This is a genomic window from Streptomyces sp. N50 (assembly GCF_033335955.1).
Taxonomy (GTDB): domain Bacteria; phylum Actinomycetota; class Actinomycetes; order Streptomycetales; family Streptomycetaceae; genus Streptomyces.
Genome location: NZ_CP137549.1, coordinates 7,816,104 through 7,841,532, shown reverse-complemented (window position 1 = coordinate 7,841,532; position 25,429 = coordinate 7,816,104). Strand labels below are relative to the sequence as shown.

At 70.6% G+C, this 25,429-nt stretch carries 20 protein-coding genes; 7 read left to right on the top strand and 13 right to left on the bottom strand.

Annotated features, from left to right (window positions below):
• Positions 1-61 precede the first annotated feature (61 nt).
• From R2B38_RS34910 to R2B38_RS34900, 3 genes are all read right to left on the bottom strand, one after another.
• Entirely contained in the window at positions 62-283 is a 222-nt protein-coding gene (locus tag R2B38_RS34910) for a DUF6158 family protein (protein ID WP_019062892.1), read from the bottom strand.
• A gap of 83 nt (positions 284-366) precedes the next feature.
• On the bottom strand, positions 367-1,986 hold the full coding sequence (locus R2B38_RS34905; protein ID WP_318019793.1) for an ABC-F family ATP-binding cassette domain-containing protein: 1,620 nt from the start codon (positions 1,984-1,986) through the stop codon (positions 367-369).
• 69 nt (positions 1,987-2,055) lie between these two features.
• Positions 2,056-2,727, bottom strand: a complete 672-nt coding sequence (locus tag R2B38_RS34900; RefSeq protein ID WP_318019792.1) for a histidine phosphatase family protein — start codon at positions 2,725-2,727, stop codon at positions 2,056-2,058.
• Between the two features lie 146 nt (positions 2,728-2,873).
• Here R2B38_RS34900 and R2B38_RS34895 point away from each other — a divergent pair, with 146 nt between their 5' ends.
• From R2B38_RS34895 to R2B38_RS34885, 3 genes are all read left to right on the top strand, one after another.
• Positions 2,874-4,391 carry a bifunctional phosphatase PAP2/diacylglycerol kinase family protein gene (locus R2B38_RS34895; protein WP_318019791.1) on the top strand — a complete coding sequence of 506 codons (1,518 nt, stop codon included), beginning with the start codon at positions 2,874-2,876 and terminating at the stop codon, positions 4,389-4,391.
• 78 nt (positions 4,392-4,469) lie between these two features.
• Complete coding sequence (locus R2B38_RS34890) at positions 4,470-5,291, top strand: class I SAM-dependent methyltransferase (protein WP_318019790.1); 822 nt, start codon at positions 4,470-4,472, stop codon at positions 5,289-5,291.
• A gap of 43 nt (positions 5,292-5,334) precedes the next feature.
• The gene (locus R2B38_RS34885; protein WP_033279348.1) at positions 5,335-5,505 is read left to right on the top strand and encodes a hypothetical protein; all 171 of its coding nucleotides are present in this window, start codon (positions 5,335-5,337) and stop codon (positions 5,503-5,505) included.
• Positions 5,506-5,577: 72 nt separating this feature from the next.
• Here R2B38_RS34885 and R2B38_RS34880 read toward each other — a convergent pair whose 3' ends face one another.
• Positions 5,578-7,425: a transketolase gene (locus R2B38_RS34880; RefSeq protein ID WP_318019789.1), complete on the bottom strand. Its 1,848-nt coding sequence runs from the start codon at positions 7,423-7,425 to the stop codon at positions 5,578-5,580.
• Between the two features lie 136 nt (positions 7,426-7,561).
• Here R2B38_RS34880 and R2B38_RS34875 point away from each other — a divergent pair, with 136 nt between their 5' ends.
• Positions 7,562-7,909 (top strand): VOC family protein, encoded by a 348-nt coding sequence (locus tag R2B38_RS34875; protein WP_033279350.1) that lies wholly within the window; start codon positions 7,562-7,564, stop codon positions 7,907-7,909.
• Between the two features lie 30 nt (positions 7,910-7,939).
• On the opposite strand, the gene R2B38_RS34870 is transcribed toward R2B38_RS34875, so the two are convergent.
• Positions 7,940-9,901: a DUF5107 domain-containing protein gene (locus R2B38_RS34870; protein ID WP_318019788.1), complete on the bottom strand. Its 1,962-nt coding sequence runs from the start codon at positions 9,899-9,901 to the stop codon at positions 7,940-7,942.
• Between the two features lie 144 nt (positions 9,902-10,045).
• Between R2B38_RS34870 and R2B38_RS34865 the strand changes: the two genes are divergently transcribed.
• Entirely contained in the window at positions 10,046-10,393 is a 348-nt protein-coding gene (locus R2B38_RS34865) for a DUF6204 family protein (RefSeq protein ID WP_318019787.1), read from the top strand.
• On the opposite strand, the gene R2B38_RS34860 is transcribed toward R2B38_RS34865, so the two are convergent.
• The 7 genes from R2B38_RS34860 to R2B38_RS34830 all read right to left on the bottom strand — a co-directional run bounded on the left by R2B38_RS34860 (position 10,365) and on the right by R2B38_RS34830 (position 18,245).
• A complete protein-coding gene (locus R2B38_RS34860) occupies positions 10,365-10,916 on the bottom strand; it encodes a GNAT family protein (RefSeq protein ID WP_318019786.1) in 552 nt (183 codons plus the stop codon). The genes R2B38_RS34865 and R2B38_RS34860 overlap by 29 nt on opposite strands.
• A gap of 20 nt (positions 10,917-10,936) precedes the next feature.
• Positions 10,937-11,179, bottom strand: coding sequence for a LapA family protein (locus R2B38_RS34855; RefSeq protein WP_266774077.1), 243 nt, complete (start codon positions 11,177-11,179; stop codon positions 10,937-10,939).
• A gap of 27 nt (positions 11,180-11,206) precedes the next feature.
• Positions 11,207-13,033, bottom strand: a complete 1,827-nt coding sequence (locus tag R2B38_RS34850) for a CocE/NonD family hydrolase (RefSeq protein WP_318019785.1) — start codon at positions 13,031-13,033, stop codon at positions 11,207-11,209.
• Between the two features lie 178 nt (positions 13,034-13,211).
• Complete coding sequence (locus R2B38_RS34845) at positions 13,212-14,144, bottom strand: LD-carboxypeptidase (RefSeq protein ID WP_318019784.1); 933 nt, start codon at positions 14,142-14,144, stop codon at positions 13,212-13,214.
• Positions 14,141-16,093: a prolyl oligopeptidase family serine peptidase gene (locus R2B38_RS34840; protein WP_318021872.1), complete on the bottom strand. Its 1,953-nt coding sequence runs from the start codon at positions 16,091-16,093 to the stop codon at positions 14,141-14,143. Before R2B38_RS34840 ends, R2B38_RS34845 begins: the two co-directional genes overlap by 4 nt.
• Before the next feature lie 15 nt (positions 16,094-16,108).
• Entirely contained in the window at positions 16,109-17,419 is a 1,311-nt protein-coding gene (locus tag R2B38_RS34835) for a M20/M25/M40 family metallo-hydrolase (protein WP_318019783.1), read from the bottom strand.
• Complete coding sequence (locus R2B38_RS34830) at positions 17,412-18,245, bottom strand: M55 family metallopeptidase (RefSeq protein ID WP_318019782.1); 834 nt, start codon at positions 18,243-18,245, stop codon at positions 17,412-17,414. The genes R2B38_RS34835 and R2B38_RS34830 overlap by 8 nt, the downstream gene beginning before the upstream one ends.
• Before the next feature lie 364 nt (positions 18,246-18,609).
• On the opposite strand from R2B38_RS34830, the gene R2B38_RS34825 reads away from it, so the two are divergent.
• Positions 18,610-22,890, top strand: coding sequence for a discoidin domain-containing protein (locus R2B38_RS34825; protein ID WP_318019781.1), 4,281 nt, complete (start codon positions 18,610-18,612; stop codon positions 22,888-22,890).
• Positions 22,891-22,975: 85 nt separating this feature from the next.
• Here R2B38_RS34825 and R2B38_RS34820 read toward each other — a convergent pair whose 3' ends face one another.
• Positions 22,976-24,328 (bottom strand): beta-1,3-glucanase family protein, encoded by a 1,353-nt coding sequence (locus R2B38_RS34820; RefSeq protein WP_318019780.1) that lies wholly within the window; start codon positions 24,326-24,328, stop codon positions 22,976-22,978.
• A gap of 273 nt (positions 24,329-24,601) precedes the next feature.
• Between R2B38_RS34820 and R2B38_RS34815 the strand changes: the two genes are divergently transcribed.
• Positions 24,602-25,408 (top strand): thioesterase family protein, encoded by an 807-nt coding sequence (locus R2B38_RS34815; protein WP_318019779.1) that lies wholly within the window; start codon positions 24,602-24,604, stop codon positions 25,406-25,408.
• Positions 25,409-25,429: the final 21 nt, after the last annotated feature.

Here is a 25,429-nt window from a genome sequence, read left to right as displayed (position 1 = left end):
TCGCCTGCCCCCGGCCTCAAGGCACAAACACACACCGTCTCAAGGCGCAGACACCCACCACTCAGTCCCGCTCGCGTGCCCCCTGCCGGGTACGGCCGGGGGCCACGAGGCGACGCGGATGGCGGCGCAGATACTCGCCCTCCAGTCCGGCCATCCGGTCGTTGTGGGCGCGGAGCGCGTCGTTCGAGCCGTACAGCAGGGTGTCGTGGCGCGTGCGGTGGATGGTCTCCAGCTCCTTCATGAGCTGAGCATCGTCCAGGCGCGCAGGGTCGACTCCGGTCATGGTGTGCCCCGCTCGTCGAGTCTCACGGTCCTTCAGGCCACTGTACGAACATTCAGGCCCCGCGGCCTCCGCACCGACCGGACCTATCGCGCCCGCTCCACCCGCCGCTCGTCCCACACCGGCTCGGTCGTCTCCCTGACCTTGCCGTCGCTGCCGAACACCAGATACCGGTCGAAGGACCGGGCGAACCACCGGTCGTGCGTGACGGACAGCACCGTCCCGTCGAACGCCTCCAGCCCTTCCTGCAGAGCCTCGGCGGACTCCAGGTCGAGGTTGTCGGTCGGCTCGTCGAGGAGAAGCGCGGTCACACCCTGGAGTTCCAGCAGCAGGATCTGGAAGCGCGCCTGCTGCCCGCCGGACAGCCGGTCGAAGCTCTGCTCGGCCTGGCCGGTGAGCTCGTAGCGGCGCAGCCGGGACATCGCGGGCCCCTGGGCCTGCGCGTGCTCCTTCCACAGGATGTCGAGGAGGGTGCGGCCCTGGAGTTCGGGGTGGGCGTGGGTCTGCGCGAAGTGCCCTGGCACGACACGCGCGCCGAGCTTCCACTCCCCCGTGTGCCTCACGTCCTCGCCGGCGAGGAGACGCAGGAAGTGCGACTTGCCCGAGCCGTTCGAGCCGAGGACGGCGACCCTCTCGCCGTAGAAGACCTCCAGGTCGAAGGGCTTCATCAGGCCCGTCAGCTCAAGTCCCTTGCAGGTGACGGCCCTTACGCCGGTGCGGCCGCCCTTGATGCGCATGGTGATGTCCTGCTCGCGCGGCGGCTCGGGGGGCGGGCCCGCCTCCTCGAACTTGCGCAGGCGGGTCTGGGCGGCGGCGTAGCGGGACGCCAACTCGTGGGAGATGGAGGCCGCCTGACGGAGGTTCAGGACGAGCTTCTTCAACTGGGCGTGCTTCTCGTCCCAGCGGCGGCGCAACTCCTCGAAGCGGGCGAAGCGTTCGCGCCGGGCCTCGTGGTAGGTGGCGAAGCCGGCGCCGTGGACCCAGGCGTCGGCGCCGGTCGGCGAGGGCTCCACGGAGACGATCTTCTCGGCGGCGCGGGCGAGGAGTTCACGGTCGTGGGAGACGAACAGGACCGTCTTGCGGGTCTCCTTGAGCCGCTCCTCCAGCCACCGCTTCCCGGGCACGTCGAGGTAGTTGTCCGGCTCGTCGAGCAGCAGCACCTCTTCGCTGCCGCGCAGCAGCGCCTCCAGCACCAGCCGCTTCTGCTCACCCCCGGAGAGCGTGCTCACCTGCCGGAACTGCGCCTTGTCGTACGGCACTCCGAGCGCGGCCACGGTGCACATGTCCCACAGCGTCTCGAACTCGTAGCCGTGCACCTCGGCCCAGTCCGACAGGGCCTGGGCGTAGGCGAGTTGGGCCGCCTCGTCGTCGACGGTCATGATGCCGTGCTCGGCCTTGTCGACCTCGGCCGCGACCTCGCGGATGCGCGCCGGGGCGACCGACACGAGCAGGTCCCGTACGGTGCTCTCGTCGCGGACGGAGCCCACGAACTGGCGCATCACGCCCAGGCCGCCGCTCACGGTGACCGTGCCGCCGTGCGGTTTCAGCTCGCCGGAGATCAACCGCAGGAGGGTCGTCTTGCCGGCGCCGTTGGGCCCGACCAGGGCGACCACGGCGCCTTCGCCGACCCGGAAGGACACATCGCCGAGCAGCGGCCTCCCGTCGGGGAGGTAGTACTCGAGGTGTGCGGCTTCCAGATGTCCCATGACCACGCATTCTGTGGGGTGGCCTCACGGCCGGGCAAACGCTTATCGCGCCCGCCCCCATTGTGCCTGTCAGGGCTTCTGGTCCTCGTCGAGCGGCTGTCCGGCCGGGCCGCCGTCGGTGTCCGGTGCCGCCGTCCCGACCAGGGCGCCTTCCCAGGACAGGGCCTTCCAGCCGTCGGCCGGGGAGCCGTCCAGGACGACGATGCCGGTGTTGTCGAGGGGGCGGGCAGCGGCGAAGTCCACGTCGATGTTGTCGGCGCGGGCGGACGTCCACATCCGGATCGCGGCGCCGTGGCTGATCATGGCGACGGTGCGGGCGCCGCTGTCGGCGGCCTCCGCGATCACCCCGTCGTAGCGGGCGAGGGCCTCGGCGCCGCTCTCGCCGCCCGGCATCCGTAGCTCCGTGTCACCGGCGGCCCACGCGAACACGATCCGCATGTACTCGTGGCCGGGCTCCGTGTCGCCGGGCAGCATCTCCAGGTCACCGGCAGTGAGCTCGCGGATGCCGTCGCGGACGCGGACGTCGAGGCCGCGGGCGGCGGCCAGCGGGGCCGCGGTCTGCTGGGTGCGGATCAGGGTGGAGGCGTAGAGGGCCTCGATGTCCTCGTCGGCGAGGGCCTCGGGGAGGGCGGCGGCCTGGCGGCGGCCCAGGTCGGTCAGGTCCGCGCCGGGTATGGCCGTGTCGAGGAGATAGTCCACGTTGGCCGTGGTCTGGCCGTGGCGGATGAGGATCAGGCGCATGCGGGGGTCCTCCGTTGGAACGGTCCACCGACGGTCGGAACCAAGCGGTCCGCACGAAGCGGTCCGCCGACGGTGAAGGGCGGTGGAGACGCTCCTCCGACGGCCCGCCGGGCAGCAAACGGCCATTTCAGGGTACCCGGCACCGCATGAGCCCTGACGTCGACCTCACGGTCCCCCTCCCCGGCCGCCACGCCCTGCGCGCGTGGCTGCTCTCCCTGGACAGCCGTCTCTTCGAGGTGGCGGCGGAGCGGAAGTGGCCCGCGGCCCAGCCCGTGCTGCCGCGGCTGAGCCGGAGTGCCGATCACGGCGTGCTGTGGTTCGCGACGGCCGCCGCGGTGGCCGCCAGCCGTACGCCGCGGGCCCGCCGGGCCGCCGCCCGGGGCATCGCCTCCCTGTCCCTGGCCTCCCTCGCGATCAACACGATCGGCAAGCGGAGCGTGCGCCGCCACCGGCCCGCCCTGGACCCCGTCCCGCTGGGCCGGCAGCTGAAGCGGCAGCCGATCACCACCTCGTTCCCGTCCGGTCACGCCGCGTCGGCGGCGGCCTTCGCGACCGGTGTCGCCCTGGAGTCCCCGGCCTGGGGCGCGGTCGTGGCGCCGATCGCGCTCTCGGTCGCCATGTCCCGCGTCTACACCGGTGTCCACTTCCCGAGCGATGTCGTGGCGGGCGCCGCCCTGGGCACGTGCGCCGCGTTCGCGGTGCGTGGCATGGTGCCGACCCGCGGGCAGTTCGTGCCGCCGGCCCGCGTGCGTGCCGAGGTCCCGGCGCTGGAGGACGGCGACGGCCTGGTCATGGTGGTCAACTCGGCCTCGGGCAGCGCCGACCGGGCGGACGCGCTGACGGACTTCCTGCCCGGCGCGGAGGTCGTCGCCTGCCAACCGGCCGACATACACGCCGAGTTGGAGAAGGCGGCGACCCGCGCCCGGGTCCTCGGGGTGTGCGGTGGCGACGGCACGGTCAACGCGGCGGCCGCGGTCGCCCTGCGCCACGACCTGCCCCTCGCCGTCCTCCCGGGCGGCACCCTCAACCACTTCGCCTACGACCTCGGCGTGGAGGGCCCGCGCGATCTGAGCAAGGCGATCAGGCAGGGCGACGCCGTACGCGTGGACGTGGGCCGGTTCAGGTCCGGCGCCACCCGGGGCATCTTCCTCAACACCCTGAGCCTGGGCGTCTATCCGGAGCTGGTGCGCGAGCGGGAGCGCTGGGCGCCCCGGATCGGCGGCTGGCCCGCGGGTGTGCTCGCGGCGCTGTGGGTGCTGCGCGCGGACCGGCATCCGCTGGAGGCCGAACTGAACGGTCGTACGCGCCCGTTGTGGATGCTGTTCGCCGGCAACGGCACCTACCACCGCAAGGGGGTCGCCTCCGGCCGCCGCGTCGACCTGGCGGACGGGCGTCTCGACATCCGGATCGTGCACGGCGGCCGCAGGCCCGCCCTGCGCCTGCTCTCGGCGGCCCTCGCGGGCCCGTTCACCCGCTCCCCCGCCCACGCGGCGGCCCAGGTGCACCGCCTGCGCCTGAACGGCCTGGCGCCCGGCACGCTCCTCGCCTTCGACGGCGAAGTCACTGACGTGGCAGGTGAGTTGACGCTGGAGGAGCAGCCCGAGGCGCTGACCGTGTACCGCCCGCTGACGGAGTCCCTGATCACCCGTCAGTCCACATCGTAAAACGCAGGTCTCATCATCCGACATGCGCGCGTACCGTTCCTCCTACGCCGAAGAAGACGCGAAGGGGTAGGTAGAGCCATGCCGAAACCGCAGGAGACCGCCGTCTACACGCACGGGCACCACGAGTCCGTGCTCCGTTCGCACACCCAGCGGACCGCCGCCAACTCCGCGGCCTACCTGCTCGGTTCGCTCAAGCCGCACATGAAGATCCTGGACATCGGCTGCGGTCCCGGCACCATCACCGCCGACCTGGCGGCGCTGGTCCCCGACGGGCACGTCACCGGCGTCGACCGCGAGCCGGGCATCCTGGACCAGGCCCGGGCCACCGCCGACCGACGCGGCCTGACGAACGTGGACTTCGCGGTCGCCGACGTCCACGCGCTGGACTACCCGGACAACACGTTCTGCGTGGTCCACGCCCATCAGGTGCTCCAGCACGTGGGCGATCCGGTGCAGGCGCTGCGGGAGATGGTGCGGGTGACCAAGCCGACCGGTTACATCGCCGTTCGCGACGGGGACTACGCGGCGATGACCTGGTACCCCCTGGTGCCGGGGCTGGACGACTGGCTGGACCTGTACCGCCGGGTGGCCCGCGCCAACGGCGGCGAACCGGATGCCGGACGCCGTCTCAAATCATGGGCACTGCGGGCCGGGCTGACGGACGTCACGGCCACCTCCAGCACCTGGACGTTCCACACTCCGGACGAGCGGGCCTGGTGGAGCGGCCTGTGGGCGGACCGTACCGTCGCGTCCTCGTACGCCGGGGTCGCCACCGATGGCGGCCACACGACCACCGAGGAGCTGAACGCCGTAGCGGACGCGTGGCGGGAGTGGGGACAGCAGGAGGACGGCTGGTTCGCCGTGCTGCACGGGGAGATCCTGGCCCGCAAGGGCGTCTGATCCGCGCGATCGGGGGCACTCGGCGGTCAGGAGGTAACACACTATGGTTCCGATCCTGATCGTCCTACTGCTGGCGCTGGTCCTGTTCGGTGCCGGATTCGCTGTGAAGATCCTCTGGTGGGTGGCGCTGATCGTGCTCGCCGTATGGCTGCTCGGCTTCCTGGTGCGCGGCACCTCGGCCGGCGGCGGCAGGGGTCGCTGGTACCGCTGGTAGCCGCACTTCCCCACAACCACACAGGCGTCGAGCCGGCGTCACCCGAATCAGGGTGACGCCGGCTCTCGGCGTTCAGCGCACGATCGCCGTCTCCACGAGCAGCCGCCCGGCCGCCGCGATCGACTCCGCGTCGATCCCGGCCGCGTGCAGCTGCTCGGCCGGGCTCGCCGAGCCGGGCATGGAGCGTACGGCGAGCCGGACCAGGCGCGGCACCGGCCGCCCGTCGAGGAAGGCGTCCAGGACCGCGTCCCCGAGGCCGCCCTCGGGGTGGTGGTCCTCGACGGTGAGCAGACAGCCGGTGTCCTCGGCGGCCTGGCGCAGGGTCTCGGCGTCGACGGGCTTGACCGAGTACAGGTCGATCACCCGCACCTGGATGCCCTCGCGGTCCAGCGCGTCGGCGGCGGCCAGCGCCTCGTGCACGGTCACCCCGGCGGCCACGACCGTCAGCCGGTCCCGGCTGGAGAACCGCAGCACCTTGCTGCCGCCGACCGGGAACTCCTCGTCGGAGCCGTACACGACCGGCCCGGCGCCCCGCGAGGTCCGCAGATAGCGCACCCCCTCCAGGCCGGCCATCGAGGCGACGAGCCGGGCCGTCTGGTTGGCGTCGCAGGGATACAGCACCGTCGAACCGTGCACCGCGCGCATCATCGCCAGGTCTTCCAACCCCATCTGCGAGGGGCCGTCCTGCCCGATGGACACACCCGCGTGCGAGCCGACCAGGTTGATCCCCGCGCCACTGACGGCGGCCATCCGGATGAAGTCGTACGCGCGCGTGAAGAACGCCGCGAACGTGGAGGCGTACGGCACCCAGCCGCGCGCCGCCAACCCGACGGCCGCGCCGACCAGTTGCTGCTCGGCGATGTAGCACTCGAAGTAGCGGTCGGGGTGCTCCTTGGCGAAGAACTCGGCGCGGGTGGAGTCCCCGACCTCGCCGTCGAGCGCCACGACGTCCGCGCGGGCGGAGCCGAGCGCGGCGAGGGCCTGGCCGAAGGCGTCGCGGGTGGGGACGTCGTCGCCCCGGTCGTAGCGCGGGAGTTCCAGGTGGTCGGCACGTACGGAGTGCAGCGCGCGGGCGTCCAGGGGTTCCCGCACCCGGACGCGGAGGTCGCGCGGGCCGCCGAGTTCTTCGACCGCCGCCTCCGCGTCCGGCAGCGGTTTGCCGTGCAGGCCCTCGCGGTCCTGGACGGAGGCGACGCCCTTGCCCTTGAGGGTGCGGGCGAGGATCGCGGTCGGCCGGCCGCTGGTGGACACGGCCTCGCCGTAGGCGCGGTCCACGGCGTCCACGTCATGCCCGTCGACCTCCACCGTGTGCCAGCCGAAGGCCCGGAACCGGCGGGCGTACGCGTCGAGATCATGTCCGTGCCGGGTCGGCCCGCGCTGCCCGAGCCGGTTGACGTCGACGATCAGGGTGAGGTTGTCGAGGTGTTCGTACGCCGCGTGCTCGGCGGCCTCCCACACCGAGCCCTCGGCCAGCTCGCTGTCCCCGCACAGCACCCACACGCGGTACCCGGTGCGCTCCAGGCGCTTGCCGGACAGGGCGATGCCGACGCCGACGGGCAGTCCCTGGCCGAGCGAGCCGGTGGCGGTCTCGACCCACGGGAGCCGCTGCGGGGTGGGATGCCCTTCGAGACGGCTGTCCAGCATGCGGAAGGTGAGCAGTTCGGCGTCGTCCACGGCTCCCGCGGCCTTGTAGGCGGCGTAGAGCAGGGGTGAGGCGTGTCCCTTGGAGAGGACGAAGCGGTCGTTGCCGGGGTGGGCGGGGCGGTCGAAGTCGTAGTGGAGGTGGTGGGCGAGCAGGACCGCCATCAGGTCCGCGGCGGACATGGAGGACGTCGGGTGTCCGGAGCCCGCCGCGTCGGCGGCCCGCACACTGTCCACGCGCAGTTGCTGTCCGAGTTCGACGAGTTCACCGGTGTCCATGGGGCTCCTTCGTGGGGGTGATCCTGCGAGGCATTCCGCGTCCCCCTGAGCAGGCCGCCCAAACACGTGCCGAACGCTCACCGGGATCGCCCGAAAGGATCACCAAGGGCCGTCCGCCCCAACTAGGCTCGTCCGTATGGAGATTCTGGGAGCCACGCTGCGTATCTGCGTCGACGACCTGGAGACCGCCGTCCCCTTCTACGAACGGCTCGCGGGTGGTACCGCGCTCCGCTTCGAGCGCGGTGGGGTGTCGGTGGCCGCGGTCGGCTGTTTCCTGCTGATGAGCGGGCCTCCGGCGGAACTGGAGGTGTTGCGCAAGGTCGCGGCCACCATCGCCGTCAAGGACGTCGACGAGACCCACGCGGTCCTCACCGAACTGGGCGCCCACATCGTCGCGGGCCCCATCGCCTCACCGGCGGGCCGCAACCTGATCGCGATGCATCCGGACGGCATGGTCTACGAGTACGTGGACCGACGGGCCTGATCGGCGGCCGCCGGTCCACGGTCCGCCGTCTCAGGGCGTGTCGGGCCGCATCCTGAAGTCGTAGCGCGTCGGCAGTGGTTCGTCGGTGAGCCGGGACCACAGCCGGCCGATCGACTCCGCGCCCTCGCGCAGATCGGCGACCTCGAACCCCTCGTCGAAGACGGCCCACGCGTCGTCGCGCCGCCCTTCCGCGAGCAGCAACTCGGCCTGGAGCAGCAGGAATCGGCCGCGCTCCCGGGTCACGGGATGCAGCATCTCCCACACCGCCCGGGCATCGGCCGTCCGCCGCACCCGCAGCAGCGCCTCGACGGCCTCCCGCCCGAGCGCGGCCGTCGCGGCGGTCCACCGCTCCCCCGCGTCCCGCCGCTCATGACACAGGTCCGCGAAGGCCTCGTTGTACCGGTCCGCGGCCCGCCCGTGATTCCCCGCCTCCTGATCCGCTACGGCCAGACAGCGCAGCAACGGCCAGAGGGACGGGGCGAGTTCAAGGGCTCGCTCCCAACTGCGCACCGCCTGCGCCCGATCGCCGGCGTGCCATTGCGCGACGCCGAGGTGGTACTCGGTGAGCGGGGTCGCGGGCGCGGTCTCCAGCATGTCCCGCCAGTGCGAGGCGACCAGCGTCTCCCCGGGCGGCCGGACCCGGCGCGGCTCGGGCAGGACCCCGCTCCGCAGCAGCTCGGCCCAGGGCGCCTGGGCCTCGCCGAGCGTGGACTCCTCGAAGGGCGTGCCGGGCAACTTCCAATCGGTACGCAGGACTTCGAGCGCGCCCCACCCGGAGCCGACGGCGAGGATCTCGCCGGGTTCGGTGTCGGCGTGCGGCTTCCAGGCGGCGTAGGCGGCGTCCAAGTCGGCGCGGGGCAGGACGGTTTCGAGCCGCGCCTCGGCACCGTCCACGACGGTGGACCACTCCCCCGCCGCCTCGGCGTCCAGCGGCCCGTACGCCTCCAGCCAGGACACCTCGCTCTCCGGGTCCAGCCGTACGTGCTCCAACTGCGTACGGGCCAGGCCTGCTTGGATCTCGCAGTAGCCACCGGTCCCCGGTTCGCTGAGCCACTCCTGCCAGCGCCGGCCACCGCTGCCCGTGCCCCACACGAACAGCTTCCGCCCCCGCAGTGCGTCGGTCGACGTCTGCACCAGCCCGTGCCCGTCGGCGTCGAGCGCGGCGATCCAGCGCCGCCGTCCGTCCGGCACCTCGTAGAAGTAGTCCGCCGCGTAAGGGCTGTTGAGGGGATAGGACCGGTCCAATCCGTCGTACGACGGCACCGGCACCCGGCCCAGCCGTCGCTCGTACCCGAAGTGCCAGGCCTCCTCCGCCGGTGCGAGGACCCGGCGTTCCTCCGGTACCGCGATGTTGGACCACCAGTAGGTGGGCGCGGGCCGCTCGTGCGGGTTGCGGACGCGGACGCCGACGTAGAGGAAGTCGGAGCCGTCCGGGAGCCAGAGGTCGACCTGGAAGGGGAGGTCGCGGAGGCGTTCCCACTCCCACAGGCGGAGCATCTCGCCGCCGTCGGGGGCCGGGACGCGGGCGGCGTGCAGGGGTGCGCAGGAGAGGGTGGTGTGGCCGGTGGCGCCGATGTTCCACTCGATGCCGCCGGAGAACCAGGCGCCGTTGAGGGCGAAGTTCGCGGGCTGCAACACCGGGTTGCGGTAAAGGAGTTCACGGTCGGTGGGCTTGTGGACGAGGGAGGCGATGCGGCCGCCGAGGGCGGGGAGCACGGTGGCGCGGAGCCGGTCGTTCTCGATCACGAGGGCGTCGATGCGGCGGGGTGCGCGGTCTCTGTCGTAGCCGTCCCGGACGCGGGTCGGCAGCAGGCTGCGGAGGGGTTCGTAGCCGACCTGGCGGGCCATGTCGCGCGGGAGGTCCTCGCGGTCGCGGTCGTCTATGCGGTGTGCCTCGTCGAGCGGACGCAGTGGGGGCAGCGGGTTGTCGGGACCCAACTCCGCTGCGGGGAGCGTCAGTACCTCACGTCGGATCGTCGTCACGATCACCATGGAACCCGGCAACGGGTGCGGTGGCCAGGGGCATTGCCAGTCAGGATTCCGCAAAGACGGGGGCACGGAAATTCCCGGTGCGGTTCGTCCAGGTCGACGTAGAGTCGGGCGACCGACGGCACGGACCGAGGAGTGGAACGGCGGATGGGCGAGCAGCACACGTACCGGGTGATCGTCCGGGGCACCTGGGACGCGCTGACGGACGAGGCGCGGGAGCGGCTGCTCGGCGAGGCCGCCGAGCACGGGATGCTGAGCATGCGGTTCACCGAGGAGGGCTCGCTCAGTTACGAACCGGCGCCGCTCAAGCACTTCTCGTGGCGGTACGTGGTGGTGTCGGACGCGGCCGACGGCGACGAGATGGCGGCCGCGCTCGCGGAGGACCGCGCCGAGACCGCGCTGAAGGGCCTCGGCTACGGCTTCCGTGACCTGAAGTCGACGGTCACGGACCTGGACACGATGAAGGTCAACCGGAAGTCCGCATCTCGGCGGTGATCGCCCAGCGCTCGTGGTCCCGCCACGCGCCGTCGATGTAGATCATGTCCGGCGAGAACCCTTCGAGCCGGAACCCGCAGCTGCGGGCGAGGGCGATCGAGGGGAGGTTGGTGGGCTGCACGTTGATTTCGAGCCGGTGCAGCCGCATCGGCCCGAAGGCGTGGCCCACCACGAGGTTCATCCCCTCGCGCATCAGCCCGCGCCCGGCCGCGTGCGCGAAGGCGCCGTAGCCGAGGGCTCCGCACTGGAAGCCGCCCTCGACGATGTTGTTGATGTTGATGAACCCGGCGATGCCCCCGCCGTCCACCTCGCACACGAGGAACCCGGCCTTGGTCGGATCCTGGATCAGCCGCCGCGCGTAGGCGGTGTACGCGTCCCCGCTCGCCGGCGGGAACAGCCAGGGCTGGTGCAGGTCCTTGCTCTCCCTGACCCGCTCGGTGAACTCGGCTCCGTCGTCGTACGTGAAGTGACGGATGCCCACGCGGGGGCTCTCGGCGAGGTAGCGGGATGCGGTGTGCGGCATCCCGTCACCTTAGTTCCGGCCTAACGGCGCCGTCGCATGAAATACCACCCGCACAGGGCACCGATGACCGCCGTGCCGAGCAGCGCCATCCACAGCGGCATGGTGACCTCGGGGATCAGCAGGCGGATCTTGGTGGCGCGGGTGTTCTCGAAGATGAAGATCAGGGCCAGGACGGCGAGCAGCAGAACCGTGATCCGGGCGGGCGTCAGCACGCGTTCCCGCTGGCCGGTCCTACCGCCGCTCTCGGTGGTCTTCGGGCTCATGACTCCAGGGTGGGCCCGAATCGGCCATCACGCACGGTGAGACTCGGTCCGCGACGATCGGTCCGCGACCGGCAGCTCCAGCACCCCGGTGTCCTGCGGCGAGCTGACCACCGTGACCGGCTTGATCCCCCGGTTCCCGGTGTACGCGTCGTCGCTCGCCGCGATCACGAACTGGAACCGGTGCCCCTTCGCGTACCGGTGCACGATCCCCGGCAGGGTCACCGTGAAGCTCTTCGTGACGTCCGGCACGCGGACGGGGGCGACCAACCTGTGGACCAGCGTCTTGCTGCCGTCGGGCGCGAGATCGTAGAGCTTGGCGAAGAGGACCAGGTTGTCGGCGGCGTCGCCGGAGTTCTGAGCGCGCTCCGCTTTCGGGGAGACGACCTTCAGCGTGGCCTTCGGGGCACCTACGACATCCGTCGTGCGGGTCAGGGGTGGACCGGTCCACCCCAGGTACGTACCCGCCGTGTCGTACGGCGCCGGATCCGGGTCCGGCAGGCCGATCGTCCCGCTCAGCGAACTCTCCGAATGGCTCGTGGGGACAAGCCAGTTGGTGTAACTCCGGCTGCCGCGGGCCACCTTCGACCGGTTGTCCACGAGCTTGCCGTCGCTGGAGAGGTACAACTTCTCGTCGAGTGCGGGGAGTTGGTTCACGGTGGCGTAGGTGTCGGCCGGGTCCTTGATCCAGTCCCGGTAGTAGGCGAAGGCCGGTCCCGTGTCGGTGTTCTTCCGCTGGAGGAGATAGCGGTCGAACCAGGCCAGGATGCGCCTGCCGACGTAACTCGACTCCAAGTCGCCCTGGCTCAAGTCGAGTTCACCGGCGGCCGGGGCGGTCATCCCGCCGCTGTGACCCCACGACTGCCAGATCATCTTGGCGGTCGTACCCTGCGCTTTCAGCGTCTTGTACGTCGCCGTCGCCTCGTTGAGGTTGAAGAGGGTGTCGGCCTGGCCCTGGACGAGGAGCGTGGGTGCCTTCACCCGCTTCAGATACGACACCGGCGAGACGCTGTGCTGGTACGCGAGCAGGTCGGTCGTCGCCTTTGCCGGGTAGTTCCCGGAGTTCAGGGTGCGGAACATGGCGCAGGCCCTGGTGACGAAGTGCAGGCAGGTGAGGGAGTTGATCCGGGTCGGGTCGAGGCCCGGCACGGTCAGGGGCTGGGTCTCGCCGGTGAGATAGAAGCTGTTGGCCCACTGCCACTTGAAGGCACCTGGAACGGTCCAACCGCCTTTTCCGACCGCGTTGTTCGGGTCGAGGGAGTACGCCAGGTCGTTCCAGGTGATCAGCGGGACGAGCGCGTCGACCCGGTGGTCCACGGCCGCCGTCGCCAGCTGGATCGCGCCGCCGTACGATCCGCCGATCATCCCGACACGCGGGTCGCCCTTCGCGTCGAGGGTCACGAAGTCGGCCCTGGTCCCGTCGTCGGCGGCCCGTGTCCCCGCCAGGAAGTCGATCAGCCCCGAGGCGGCCGCCCCGTCGACGCGCGGATCGTCGAGCGAGATGAGACACCCCGACTTTCCGAAGCCCAGCCCTGTGTAGACGAGCCCGACATAGCCGCGTCGCGCGAAGACCTTGCCGATGGCGTCGGTCGAACCGTCCGACTTGCTGCCCCCGAAGCCGTTGGTGGCCAGCACGGCGGGCGCCGGGTTGGAACGGTCCACGCCCACGGGCCGGTACAGGTCGGCGTCGACCGTGCAGTCCCGGCCACCCGCGGGAACGGTGAACTTCAGTGCGGTGACGGTGTATTGATCCGCCGCGGTGGCGGGGCCGCCAAGGGCGAGGGGTGCGGTGAGGGCGAGCGGTGCGGTGAGCGCGAGAGCCAGCGCGGCACGGATGCCGGGCGCACGACGGGACACAGGGACCTCCACGCTGAGGACAATCCGACTGAGGACGACCGATGGGGGGGCAAGGCGACTGATGGGGGGCAAGGCGACTGAAGACAGCACGACTTGGTGACCGGGTGACCGGGTGACCGGGTGACCGTGCGGCCGGCTGACGGCTGACGGCTGACGGCTGACGGCTGACGGCTGACGGCTAGCGCAGTGCGGGCTCGTCCAGTGTCAACGTGCCCGCGTCCGCGTCCAGTTCGGCCGCCACGCCGAGCGGTATCGTCAGCGCCCCGTCGCAGTGCCCGAAGCCGAACTCCTCCACCACGGGCACACCGATTCCGCCGAGCCGGTCGACGAGCACTGGGCGCAGTCGCTCGTACGGTCCGCAGCGATCCCACGATCCGAGGGCGATGCCCGCGACGCCGTCGAGCCAGCCGCTGCGCAGGAGTTGGGTCAGCATCCGGTCGACGCGGAACGGCTGCTCCCCGACGTCCTCGATCATCAGCAGCCCGCCCCGCGCGCCGGCCGCCGCGTGCGGGGTGCCGATGTCGGTGGCGAGCAGGGCCAGGCACCCGCCGAGCGTGACACCCCGGGCCCGCCCCGGCACCAGCGCGCCACCCCCGGTGGGGACGGCCCGGATGGTCCGCGCGGACTCCGGGTCGAACAGGGTCGCCCTCAAGTGCTCTTGCGCGCGGGAGTTCTTGATGAAGTCGGCGCCGGCCGCGGCGGGCCCGTACAGGGTGACGAGGCCCAGCCGGGTGGCGAACGCCTGGTGCAGCACGGTGGGGTCGCTGAAGCCGACGAACACCTTCGGTCCGGCGGCGCGCATCGCCTCCCAGTCGAGCAGATCGACGATGCGCTGCACGCCGTAGCCACCGCGGGCGCACAGCACGGCGGACACGGTGGGATCGCACCAGGCGTTCTGGAGGTCGGCCGCACGGTCCGCGTCCGTGCCCGCCAGGTAGCCCAACTCGCCGTGCCGGTCCAGGACATGGGGTGCCACGACGGGGTCGAGATCCCAGCCGCGCAGGATGTCGAGGCCCGCCTCCAGGCGTTCCTCGGACACCGGTCCGCTGGGTGCGACGACGGCCACGCGGGCGCCGGGGGCGAGTCGGAACGGGTGGACGAGCGGTGTCACTTGGTGAGCTCCAGGGTGGGGACGCCGGGCGGTTCGATGCCGAACACCTGCGCGTACAGGGAGAGTTCGGCCTCCAGGGCACGGATCATGGTGTCGGCGCGGCGGAAGCCATGACCCTCGCCCTCGAACGCGAGGTAGGCGTGCGGGACTTGGCGTCCGCGCATCCGCTCCAGGAAGCGTTCGCACTGGACGGGCGGGCAGATCACGTCGGCCAGGCCCTGCATCATCAGGAAGGGCGCGGTGACTTGGTCGGCGTGCTCGACGGGTGAGCGCTCGGCGTATCGGGCGGGGACCTCGGCGAGGGGGCCGACCAGGGTCTCCAGGTAGCGGGACTCGAAGTCGTGGGTCTCCCCCGTGGCCCAGTTGGCCAGGTCGAGGACGGGATAGATGATGGTGCCGCAGGCGTAGACGTCGGTCGTGACGAGGGACGCGGCGCTGGTCCAGCCGCCCGCGCTGCCGCCCCGGATCGCGAGCCGGGCGCGGTCGGCGGTGCCCTCGGCGGCGAGGGCCAGCGCGACGGCCGCGCAGTCCTCGACGTCGACGACGCCCCACTGCTCGCGCAGCCGGTTGCGGTACTCGCGGCCGTGCCCGGTGGAGCCGCCGTAGTTGACCTCGGCGACGCCGATGCCGCGTGAGGTGAAGTAGGCGATCTCCAGGTCGAGGACGAGGGGTGCGCGGCTGGTGGGTCCGCCGTGCGCCCAGATGACGTACGGCGGCAGTTCGTTGCCTGGAGCGGTCCAACTCGGGTTGTGCGGCGGGTAGATGTGGGCGTGGATGTCGCGTCCGGCGGGGCCGGTGAAGGTGCGGATCTGCGGTTCGGGGTAGTGGGCCGGGTCCACCGGGTCGTCGTGGGGGGCGCCGATCACGCGGGCCCTGCCGGTGCGGGTGTCGAGTTCGGCGACCTCGTAGGCGCTGCGCGGGCTGGCTCCGACGCCGACGATCCGTTCGCCGTTCACCGCGAGGGTGGAGGCGAACTCGGTCCAGGGTCCGGCCGCGTCGACGACCTCGCCGGTCTCCGGGTCCAGGACGCCGAGCAGGGTGGCGCCCCGGCCGTGCACGACGGCGATCGGCCCGCTCTCCAGGGGCGCGAACCAGCGCTGGCCGAGCTTCCACAGCGGCCCGCCGAACTCCTCCTCGCGGGCGCACAGCGGCTGGTGGTCGCGGTAGAGGTTCCACCAGCCGGTGCGGTCGCTGGCGTAGAGCAGCGAACCGTCGAAGCCCCAGTCGACCTGAGCGATGGACTCCTCGGGTCCGCCGGCGACGGTCCGTGGCTCCCCGAACGTGCCGTCGTCCGCGATCTCGGCGAGCAGCAGCTCCGTGCCGTCCCACGGCATCCGGGGATGGTCCCAGGCGAGCCAGGCCGCCTTCCGCCCGTCGGGCGAGACGCGCGGCCCGGACACGAACCGGTGCCGGTCGTCGGTGAGTTCACGTACGGCGCGCCGGTCCTCGGCGGCGGACCGGTCCAACGGTACGGCGGCCAGGACGCGCCGCACATCACCGGGTCCCTCGCCGGTGAACTCCTCAAGAACGCACCACACTTCACCCAGGTCCAGGCGCAACTGCGGTTCCGCCCAGCGGAGTCCGCCGCCCACGGGAGAGACCGGCGTCAGCGGCTCCGGTTCGCTCCCCGGCTCGTAGCGGTAGAGGCGCTGGTCGGTGAAGTTCACGAAGACCACGAGGGGTTGACCGTTTTGGACCGTTCCAGCCCAGGGCTGTCCGCCGTACTCCATGACCCTGCTGCGGACGTTCCACGGGGCGGGCAGCACCGGCTCCTCGGAGCCGTCCGCGCGGCGGCGGACCAGGGTGCGGCGGCCGCCCTCGGTGGGCCGGGGTTCGGTCCACCAGGCCTCGTCGCCGACGAAACCCACGTACTCGGGGTGTCCGTCGTGCGCGGCGGCGAGTGCCGCGTCGATGGGCGAAGGCCACGAGCCGTACGCCGAACTCTGCACGTTCTCCCCCACTTGCTAGGCCGTCCTCAGGAAGCGGTCCAGGACACGGACGCCGAAGTGGAGTGCCTCGACGGGGACGCGCTCGTCGACTCCATGGAACAGCGCCTGGTAGTCGAAGCCCTCGGGGAGCTTCAGCGGTGCGAAGCCGTAGCCGGTGATGCCGAGGCGCGAGAACTGCTTGGCGTCCGTGCCGCCGGACATGCAGTACGGGACCACGTGCCCCTCGGGCGCGAACTCCTCGACGGCTGCCCGCATCTGAGCGTATGTCAGGGAATCCACCGGTGCCTGGAGGGCCACCTCGCGATGGTGGAACTCCCAGTCGACGTCCGGTCCTGTGAGCCGGTCCAACGTGGTGCGGAACTCGTCCTCGCCGCCCGGCAGATAGCGTCCGTCGACGAAGGCCACGGCCTCGCCCGGGATCACGTTGACCTTGTAACCGGCGTTCAGCATGGTCGGGTTGGCGCTGTTACGGACCGTCGGTTCGACGAGCTTCGCCGCCGGGCCGAGCTTGGTGAGGAGTCCGTCGACGTCGTCGAGGTCGGCCTCGATGCCGTACAGGGCGGCGAGTTCGGTGAGGGCGGCGCGGACGGTCGGGGTGAGCCGTAGCGGCCACTCGTGTTCGCCGATGCGGGTGATCGCGGCGGCGAGACGCGTGACGGCGTTCTCGTGGTTGACCTTGGAGCCGTGGCCCGCGCGGCCGTGGGCGGTCAACTTGAGCCAGCCGGTGCCGCGTTCACCGGCGGCGATGGGGTAGATCTCCCGGCCGGAGCCGTCGTGGAAGGTGAACGCGCCCGATTCGCTGATGCCTTCGGTGCAGCCCTCGAAGAGCCCGGCGTGCTGGTCGGCGAGGAATCCGGAGCCGTCCTCGGCGCTGGCCTCCTCGTCGGCGGTGAACGCGATGACGAGGTCGCGCCGGGGCCGTACGCCCAGCCGGGACCAGGCGCGGACGACGGCGAGGATCATCGCGTCCATGTTCTTCATGTCGACCGCGCCGCGCCCCCAGACGACCCCGTCGCGGACCTCCCCGGAGAAGGGGTGCACGCTCCACTCGTCGGCCTGCGCGGGCACGACGTCCAGGTGACCGTGGACGAGGAGCGCGTCCGCCGAGGGGTCGGTGCCCTCGATGCGGGCGACGACGTTGGTGCGGCCCTTGGACCGTTCCAAGAGGGTCGGTTCGAGTCCGGCGCCGGCCAGTCGCTCGGCGGCGTACTCGGCCGCGGGTCTCTCCTGGCAGTCGCCGCCGCCCCGGTTGGTCGTGTCGATGCGGATCAGGTCCGAGGTGAACGTCACGACCTCGGCCAGGGCCCGCTCGTCGATGTCAGCCATACTGCTCCTCCACCGCGGCCGAGACGATCGTGGTGACCGCCTTGAAGGTCCGGATGCCCTCGTACATGGTGTCGTGGGTGTACGCCACCTTCCGCTCGCCGACCCGCGCGACGCCGGGGACCACGGTGGCGGCCATGGCCAGGTGTTCGGCGTCGAATTCGAGGGCGACGGTGAACGGGCCGCCCTGTACCGGTTCCTGACGCACCGCCAGTTTCGCCGCCTCCTTCGCCGCCTCGCGGATGTCGGCGGCCGTCCTGGCCGGCGTCCGGCACACGGCCGCGTACCGCGACACATGGTCCTTGACGGCCACCTTCAGCGCCTCGGGCGCGTACCCGAGGGCGTCCTCACAAGCCACGTCGTCACCCGTGACAAGGACCACCGGTACCCCGTACTCGGCGACGACATGCGCGTTGAGGAGTCCCTCGCTGGCGCGGACGTCGTTCAGCCAGACGCCGGTGATCGAGTTCGCGAGGTAGGTGTGGGCGAGGACGCCCTCCATGCCGGCGCCCGCGTGGTAGCCGACGAACGCGATGCCGTCGACGTCGCCGTGCTGGACGCCCTCGACCATGGAGAGGGACTTGTGGCGTCCGGTGAGCATCTCGGTGCGCTCGTCGAGCTGTTCGAGCAGCAGGTTGCGCATCGTCCAGTGGGCCTCGTTGACGAGCACCTCGTCGGCGCCGCCGTCGTAGAAACCGAGGACGGCCGCGTTCACGTCCGAGGTGAACATCGAACGGCACCGCTCCCACTGCGGCGTCCCCGGCAACACGTCGGCCGGCCAGGTGACGCCGGTCGCACCCTCCATGTCGGCGCTGATGAGGATCTTCATGGGGCCTCACGTTACGCGCCGACGGGGAATCCGCCAGGAAGAAGCGGCGCGGAATTCAACGACATTGGATCGCGCAAGAAATTGCGCGACTTGCGTTCGCTTTCGTTCAGCGGCCGCAAATCCGCGCAAGCCAACTCCCGTGTCACTCCGGGGCGATGAGTGTTTCTGGTGAATATTGCGCTGTTCCAGCTGTAGACCCCTTCCCATCGCTCTGCAATATTTCGATGAAACAACGCAAAAACCTGCCTCTCAGGGGCAGCACGCACCTCCTCACCTCGCACCTTTCTGCTCCTGCACCACGCCCCAGGAACGAGCCGCCCTCGCCGCCCCACCGGCGCGCGAGCCTCCGCAGGAAGTGACCCGTATGACTCGACCCACCCGACACAAGAAGAGATCCCCCGGACGGCGCGCGGCGATCGCCGCGCTCGCCTCCGCCGTGATGGTGCTGGGCCTGCCCGCCGTCGCCGCGCACGCGGCCGGCGGTCCCGACGTCGCCGCGGGCGCGAAGACCACCGCGGGCAGCACTCGCGGCGCGCACAAGGCCACCAACATCACCGACGGCGACACCGACACCTACTGGCAGGCCGGGAAGAAGTCGGCCCAGTGGGTGCAGACCGACCTCGGCAGGAGCGAGCGCGTCCGGCAGGTCGTGCTGCGGCTGCCCGAGGGCTGGCAGACCCGCAAGCAGACGCTGGCGCTCCAGGGCAGCGACGACGGCAAGAGCTTCGCGACGCTCAAGTCGTCGGCGCAGTACGTCTTCAGCCCCGGTGACGACAACACCGTGAAGATCTCGGTGCCTTCGGCCCTCGCCCGGTACGTACGGGCCGACTTCAGCGCCAACTCGGTGGCCGGAACAGCCCAGTTGGCCGAGATGAAGGTCCTCACGGCCACCGCCGAGACCGCCAACCTCGCCCTGGGCAAGCCCTTCAGCGAGAGCGGGCACGCCGATGTCTACGGCGCGGCCAACGCCGGTGACGGCAACCAGAACACCTACTGGGAGAGCACGAACAACGCGTTCCCGCAGTGGCTCCAGGTCGACCTGGGCTCGTCGGTCAGGGTCAACCAGGTGACGCTGCGGCTGCCGGGCAGCTGGCCGAGCCGCAGTCAGACGCTCAAGATCCAGGGGTCGACCGACAACCAGAACTTCACCGATCTGACGGCCTCGAAGGCGTACGCCTTCGACAGTTCCACCGCCCAGTCGACGACGATCGCCTTCGACGCGACGACCACGCGGTACGTCCGCGTGCTGATCACGGCGAACACCGGCTGGCCCGCCGGGCAGGTGTCCGAGCTGGAGGTCTACGGACCGGCGACCGGTGACACCCAGGCGCCCACCGCGCCGGGCAACCTGAGCTACACCGAACCGGCCACCGGGCAGATCGAGTTGAACTGGACCGCGGCCACCGACGACACCGCCGTGACCGGCTACGACATCTACGCCAACGGGCAGTTGAGGTCGAGCGTCGCCGGGAACGTGCTGACGTACACGGACACCCAGCCGGCCGGCAGCGACATCACGTACTTCGTGCGGGCCAAGGACGCGGCGGGCAACGTCTCCGCCAACAGCAACAGCGTCACCCGCAAGGGCTCGACCGGCGACACCCAGGCCCCGACCGCGCCCGGCAACCTCGCCTACACGCAGTCGGGCAGCGACGTGAAGCTGACCTGGCAGGCGTCGAGCGACAACGTCCAGGTCACCGGGTACGACGTCTACGCCAACGACCAGCTCCTCAAGTCCGTTGCCGGTGACGTGACTTCGTACACCGACACCCCGTCGGCGACGGCCACGGTCACCTACTACGTGAAGGCGAAGGACGCCGCAGGGAACGTGTCGGTGGCGAGCAACAGCGTCACCCGGGCCGGCAACGGCGCGGGCTCCGACCTCGCGCAGGGCAAGCCCATCGAGGCCTCGTCGTACACCTTCACCTATGTCGCCGCGAACGCCAACGACGGCCAGATCGCGACCTATTGGGAGGGCGGGGGCGGTGCCTACCCGGCCACCCTCACCACCAAGCTGGGCGCGAACGCCGACCTCAGCCAGGTCGTCGTCAAGCTGAACCCCGACCCCGCGTGGTCGACGCGGACGCAGAACATCCAGGTGCTGGGCCGGGACCAGGACGCGACCGCGTTCACGAGTCTCGTCGCGGCGAAGGACTACGTCTTCAACCCGGCGAGCGGCAACACGGTGACCATCCCGGTCTCGGGTGCCGCCGCCGACATCCAGCTCAAGTTCGCCTCCAACACCGGTGCCCCGGGCGGGCAGGTCGCCGAGTTCCAGGTGATCGGCACCCCGGCCGCCAACCCGGACCTCAAGGTCACCGGCATCACCCACACGCCCGCGGCCCCGGTCGAGTCGGACGCCATCAGCCTGTCGGCGACGGTCACCAACAGCGGCAGCAAGGCGTCCAAGGCCACCGACCTGAACTTCACGCTCGGCGGCACCAAGGCCGCCACGGCCGACGTCCCGGCCCTCGCGGCGGGCGCGTCGACGACGGTCACGGCGAGCATCGGCACGCGGGACGCCGGGAGTTACCCGCTCGGCGCCGAGGTGGACCCGTCCAACAAGGTCATCGAGCAGAACGAGGGCAACAACGTCTACACCGCCCCCGACGCCCTCGTCGTCAAGCCGGTCTCCAGCTCCGACCTGGTCGCCGCACCGGTCGCCTGGACCCCGTCGAGCGCCTCGGCGGGCGACAACGTCACCTTCACCGTGGCGATCAAGAACCAGGGCACGGTCGACTCGGCCGCCGGCACCCACGGCGTCACGCTGACGCTCCTGGACGCGGGCGGCGCGACGGTCAAGACACTCACCGGCTCCTACAACGGCACCATCGCGGCCGGCCAGACGACCGCACCCGTCAGCCTCGGCTCCTGGACGGCCGTCAACGGCAAGTTCACCGTCAAGACGGTCATCGCCGACGACACGAACGAACTCCCGGTCAAGCGGACCAACAACACCACCACACAACCCCTGTTCGTCGGCCGCGGCGCCGACATGCCCTACGACATGTACGAGGCCGAGGACGGCACGGTGGGCGGCGGCGCCCAGGTCGTCGGACCGAACCGCACCATCGGCGACATCGCCGGAGAGGCGAGCGGCCGCAAGGCGGTGACCCTCAACTCGACCGGCCAGTACGTCGAATGGACCACCCGCGCGTCGACCAACACCTTGGTCACCCGCTTCTCCATCCCCGACGGCACCGACACCACCCTCGACGTCTACGTCGACGGCCAGTTCCTCAAGGCCATCGACCTCACCTCCAAGTACGCCTGGCTGTACGGCGCCGAGACCGCGCCCGGCAACTCGCCGAGCGCCGGTACCCAGCGCCACATCTACGACGAGGCGAATCTCCTGCTGGGCAGGACAGTTCCGGCGGGTTCCAAGATCCGGCTCCAGAAGGACGCGGCCAACACCTCCACCTACGCCATCGACTTCATCAACACCGAGCAGGCGACGGCGACCGCGAACCCCGACCCGGCCGCCTACGTGGTCCCGGCCGGCTTCGCGCAGCAGGACGTGCAGAACGCGCTCGACAAGGTCCGCATGGACACCACGGGCAAGCTCGTCGGCGTCTATCTGCCCGCCGGCGACTACGAGACCTCCAGCAAGCTCCAGGTCTACGGCAAGGCGGTCAAGGTCGTAGGAGCCGGGTCGTGGTTCACCCGCTTCCACGCCCCCGCCTCGCAGGAGAACACCGACGTCGGCATCCGGGCCGAGGCCACCGCGAACGGTTCGTCGTTCACCGGCTTCGCCTACTTCGGGAACTACACGTCCCGAATCGACGGACCGGGCAAGGTATTCGACTTCTCCAACGTCTCCAACATCACCATCGACGACATCTGGGTCGAGCACATGGTGTGCATGTACTGGGGCGCCAACACCGACAACATGACCATCAAGAACTCCCGCATCCGGGACACGTTCGCCGACGGCATCAACATGACGAACGGCTCCACGGACAACCACGTCGTCAACAACGACGCCCGGGCCACGGGCGACGACAGCTTCGCGCTCTTCTCGGCGATCGACGCGGGCGGCTCCGACGAGAAGAACAACCTCTACGAGAACCTGACGTCGACGCTCACCTGGCGCGCGGCCGGTATCGCCGTCTACGGCGGCTTCGACAACACCTTCCGCAACATCAGGGTCGCCGACACCCTGGTCTACTCCGGCATCACGATCTCCTCGCTGGACTTCGGCTACCCGATGAACGGCTTCGGGACCGATCCGACGACGATCGAGAACGTCTCCCTGGACCGGACGGGCGGCCACTTCTGGGGCTCCCAAGTCTTCCCGGCCATCTGGGCGTTCTCCGCCTCGAAGGTCTTCCAGGGCATCCGGGTCAACGACGTCGACATCGACAACTCCACCTACGGCGGGGTGATGTTCCAGACCAACTACGTAGGCGGACAGGCCCAGTTCCCGGTGAAGGACACGATCTTCACCGACATCTCCATCACCAACTCCAAGAAGAGCGGAGACGCGTTCGACGCCAAGTCCGGCTGGGGCATCTGGGCCAACGAGCTGCCCGAACCGGGTCAGGGACCGGCCGTGGGTTCGGCCACCTTCGTCAACCTGCGGATGAGCGGCAACGCGCAGGACATCCGCAACACCACGTCCACCTTCACGATCAACGTGCAGTAACTCCCGCCGAAAGAAGCTCCATCAGAAGCTGAAGCGGGGCCGCCCTACCTGACGAGGGCGGCCCCGTTTCGCTGCACCTCCGTGCCTACCAACCGACGGCGACCAGGAGCCACTGCGGGTCGGCGTGCGAGATGAACGAGGACTGGCCCGCGACATCGTCGTAAGGGAAGCCGTAGGCAAGCTGGTTGATGGCGTTGTCGTGCCAGAACTTGGCGTAGTAGTTGGCGGGCGCCGCCTTGTAGAACTGCGCCGGGTCGGACTGCTGCGACGCCGGAAGCGTGGCCACATGGCGGTTGAGGGCGGCGCACATGGTGGGGTCGGCGGCCAGCGAGCCCGCGCAGCCGAAGATGTCGGAGGTCGCCGCGTTCACGCCCACCGACTGGGCGTACGACGTGAAGTAGTTGGCGTTGGCGCCGCCCGCGCGGAAGCTCGGGTCGCTGCCGGGCGCGATGATCCGGTACGGCGCCTGGGTCTGCGCCAGCACCTTGAACTGGGCCGGCACCGCGTCCGTGAACCGCTGGAAGGTGGTCGCGCGGTCCTCGGCGAAGGTCGCCCGGTTCTCGCCGACCTCGGTGTCGTAACCGTCCTTGCTGTGCAGCCGCATGGCGAGCTTGAGTCCGAAGGCGTCGACGCGGGTGGTGTTGCCGTTGAAGACGTTGGAGCCGACCGTGAACTCGATGAAGTCGTAGTAGGAGCTGGTGGGCGAGCCCAGGTAGAAGTACATGCGGCCCGCGGAGTTGGCGGGCATGTCGAGGTAGGGCTGCTCGGCGATGGAGTGCGTCTGCCCGTTGAAGCTCCAATACACCTGGCTGTCCGGGTACTTGCCGTTGGTGCGGTTGAGGATCTTCACCTCCACGGCGTTGTTGGCCGCCGGGATGTCGCTGGTGCTGCCCCAGAAGTCGTCGGGTGGGGTGGTGCTGCCGGGGCCGTAGACCTGGAACTCCCAGAGGGAGTAGCCCCATTGGGTGGCGCGGGCGGTGCCGTAGAGGCGGACGTAGCGGCCGCTGCCGGTGACGGTGAGGTTCTGGGTGCCGCCGGTGGCGGTCGTGGTGGAGTAGACCGTGGTCCAGGTGGTCGCGTCGGTCGAGGTCTGGATCTGGTAGCCGGTGGCGTACGCGGTCTCCCAGTTCAGCGAGACGCGGGTGATCTGCTGGACCGTTCCAAGGTCCACCTGAAGCCACTGCGGGTCGGCGAAGGCGGAGGACCAGCGGGTGCCGGTGTTGCCGTCGACAGCCGCGCTCGCGGGGAAGGACCCGCTCTCGGTCGAGGACGCGGTGGCGGGCCGCCCTTGGGACAGCAACTGGTCGGCGGCACGGGCGGGCGAGGGGCTCAGGGCGGCGAAGAGAGCGACGATCAGGACGAGGGCCAGACCGAGAGCCGTACGGGAGCGCACGGCTCCGGACGGAGGTCTGGCGGAAGTGCCGGTGGACGTCTGCATGGGGGGTCTCCTCAGCGGGTTGGGAGCGCTCTCCCCGGGTTGTAGTCCCGCCCCTGCCCGCCGTCAACAACTGAAGCCGAATCAAGGGCAGTTCGTGGCAGCGGGCGCTCACGGCAGGGAATCCGTTCAGGACCCGACCGCATGCGCCATCTCAACGCGCGCTGTTCCTCTATCACTTGACGCGTCCGGTACGGACCTTTCCGCAGGTGGCAGAGTGGTCACCGGAACAGAGCACGGCACGCACGGCGAGAACAGCATTGGGAGAGAAGTCCGTTGAACCCCGGAACCCCGGTCCCCGACAGCTACTACGAGCGCATCGACGAGCACCGCTACAAGCCCACCGCTCACGCGGGCGGCGCCTGGGACCCGGACGAGCTGCACTTCAGCCCGCTCGGCGGGCTCGTCGTCCACGCCATGGAGCGCGCGCGGGCCACCCGGCCGGAGAGCGGTCTCCTGCTGTCGCGGATCAGCTACGACATCCTGGGCCGGCTCGCCCTGGACGAGTGCGAGATCCGGGTGGAGGTGGTCCGCCCGGGCCGCACGATCGAGCTGGTCGAGGCGGTGGTGCTGGTCGCCGACCGGCCGGTGGTGCGGGCCCGGGCCTGGTTCCTCGCCGCGATCGACACCGCTGCCGTCGCGGGCGGCCCGGACCAACGGCTCACCCCTCCCGAGGAGTTGGTCCCCTGGGAGATGAGCGCGCTGTGGCCCGGCGGGTACATCGCCTCGGTCGACGTACGGCCGCTCGCGCCACCCCGGCCGGGCCGTACGACCGCCTGGGTCTCCACCCGGCACTCCCTCGTCGCCGGTGAGCCCAGCAGCCCGCTCGCGTCCTATCTCGCGCTCGTCGACACCGCGAACGGCATCGCCGTACGACAGCCGCCGACCGCCTGGATCTACCCGAACGTCGACCTGACCGTCCACCTGCACCGCCAACCCGTGGGCGACTGGACCGGGTTGGACACGACGGTCACCTTCGGGCCCACCGGACAGGGCCTGACGAGCACCGTGCTGCACGACGTCGACGGCCCGGTGGGACACGCGCTGCAGATGCTCACCGTGCGGCCCGCGCCGGAGCAGTGAGCGCGCCCATGATCAATACGG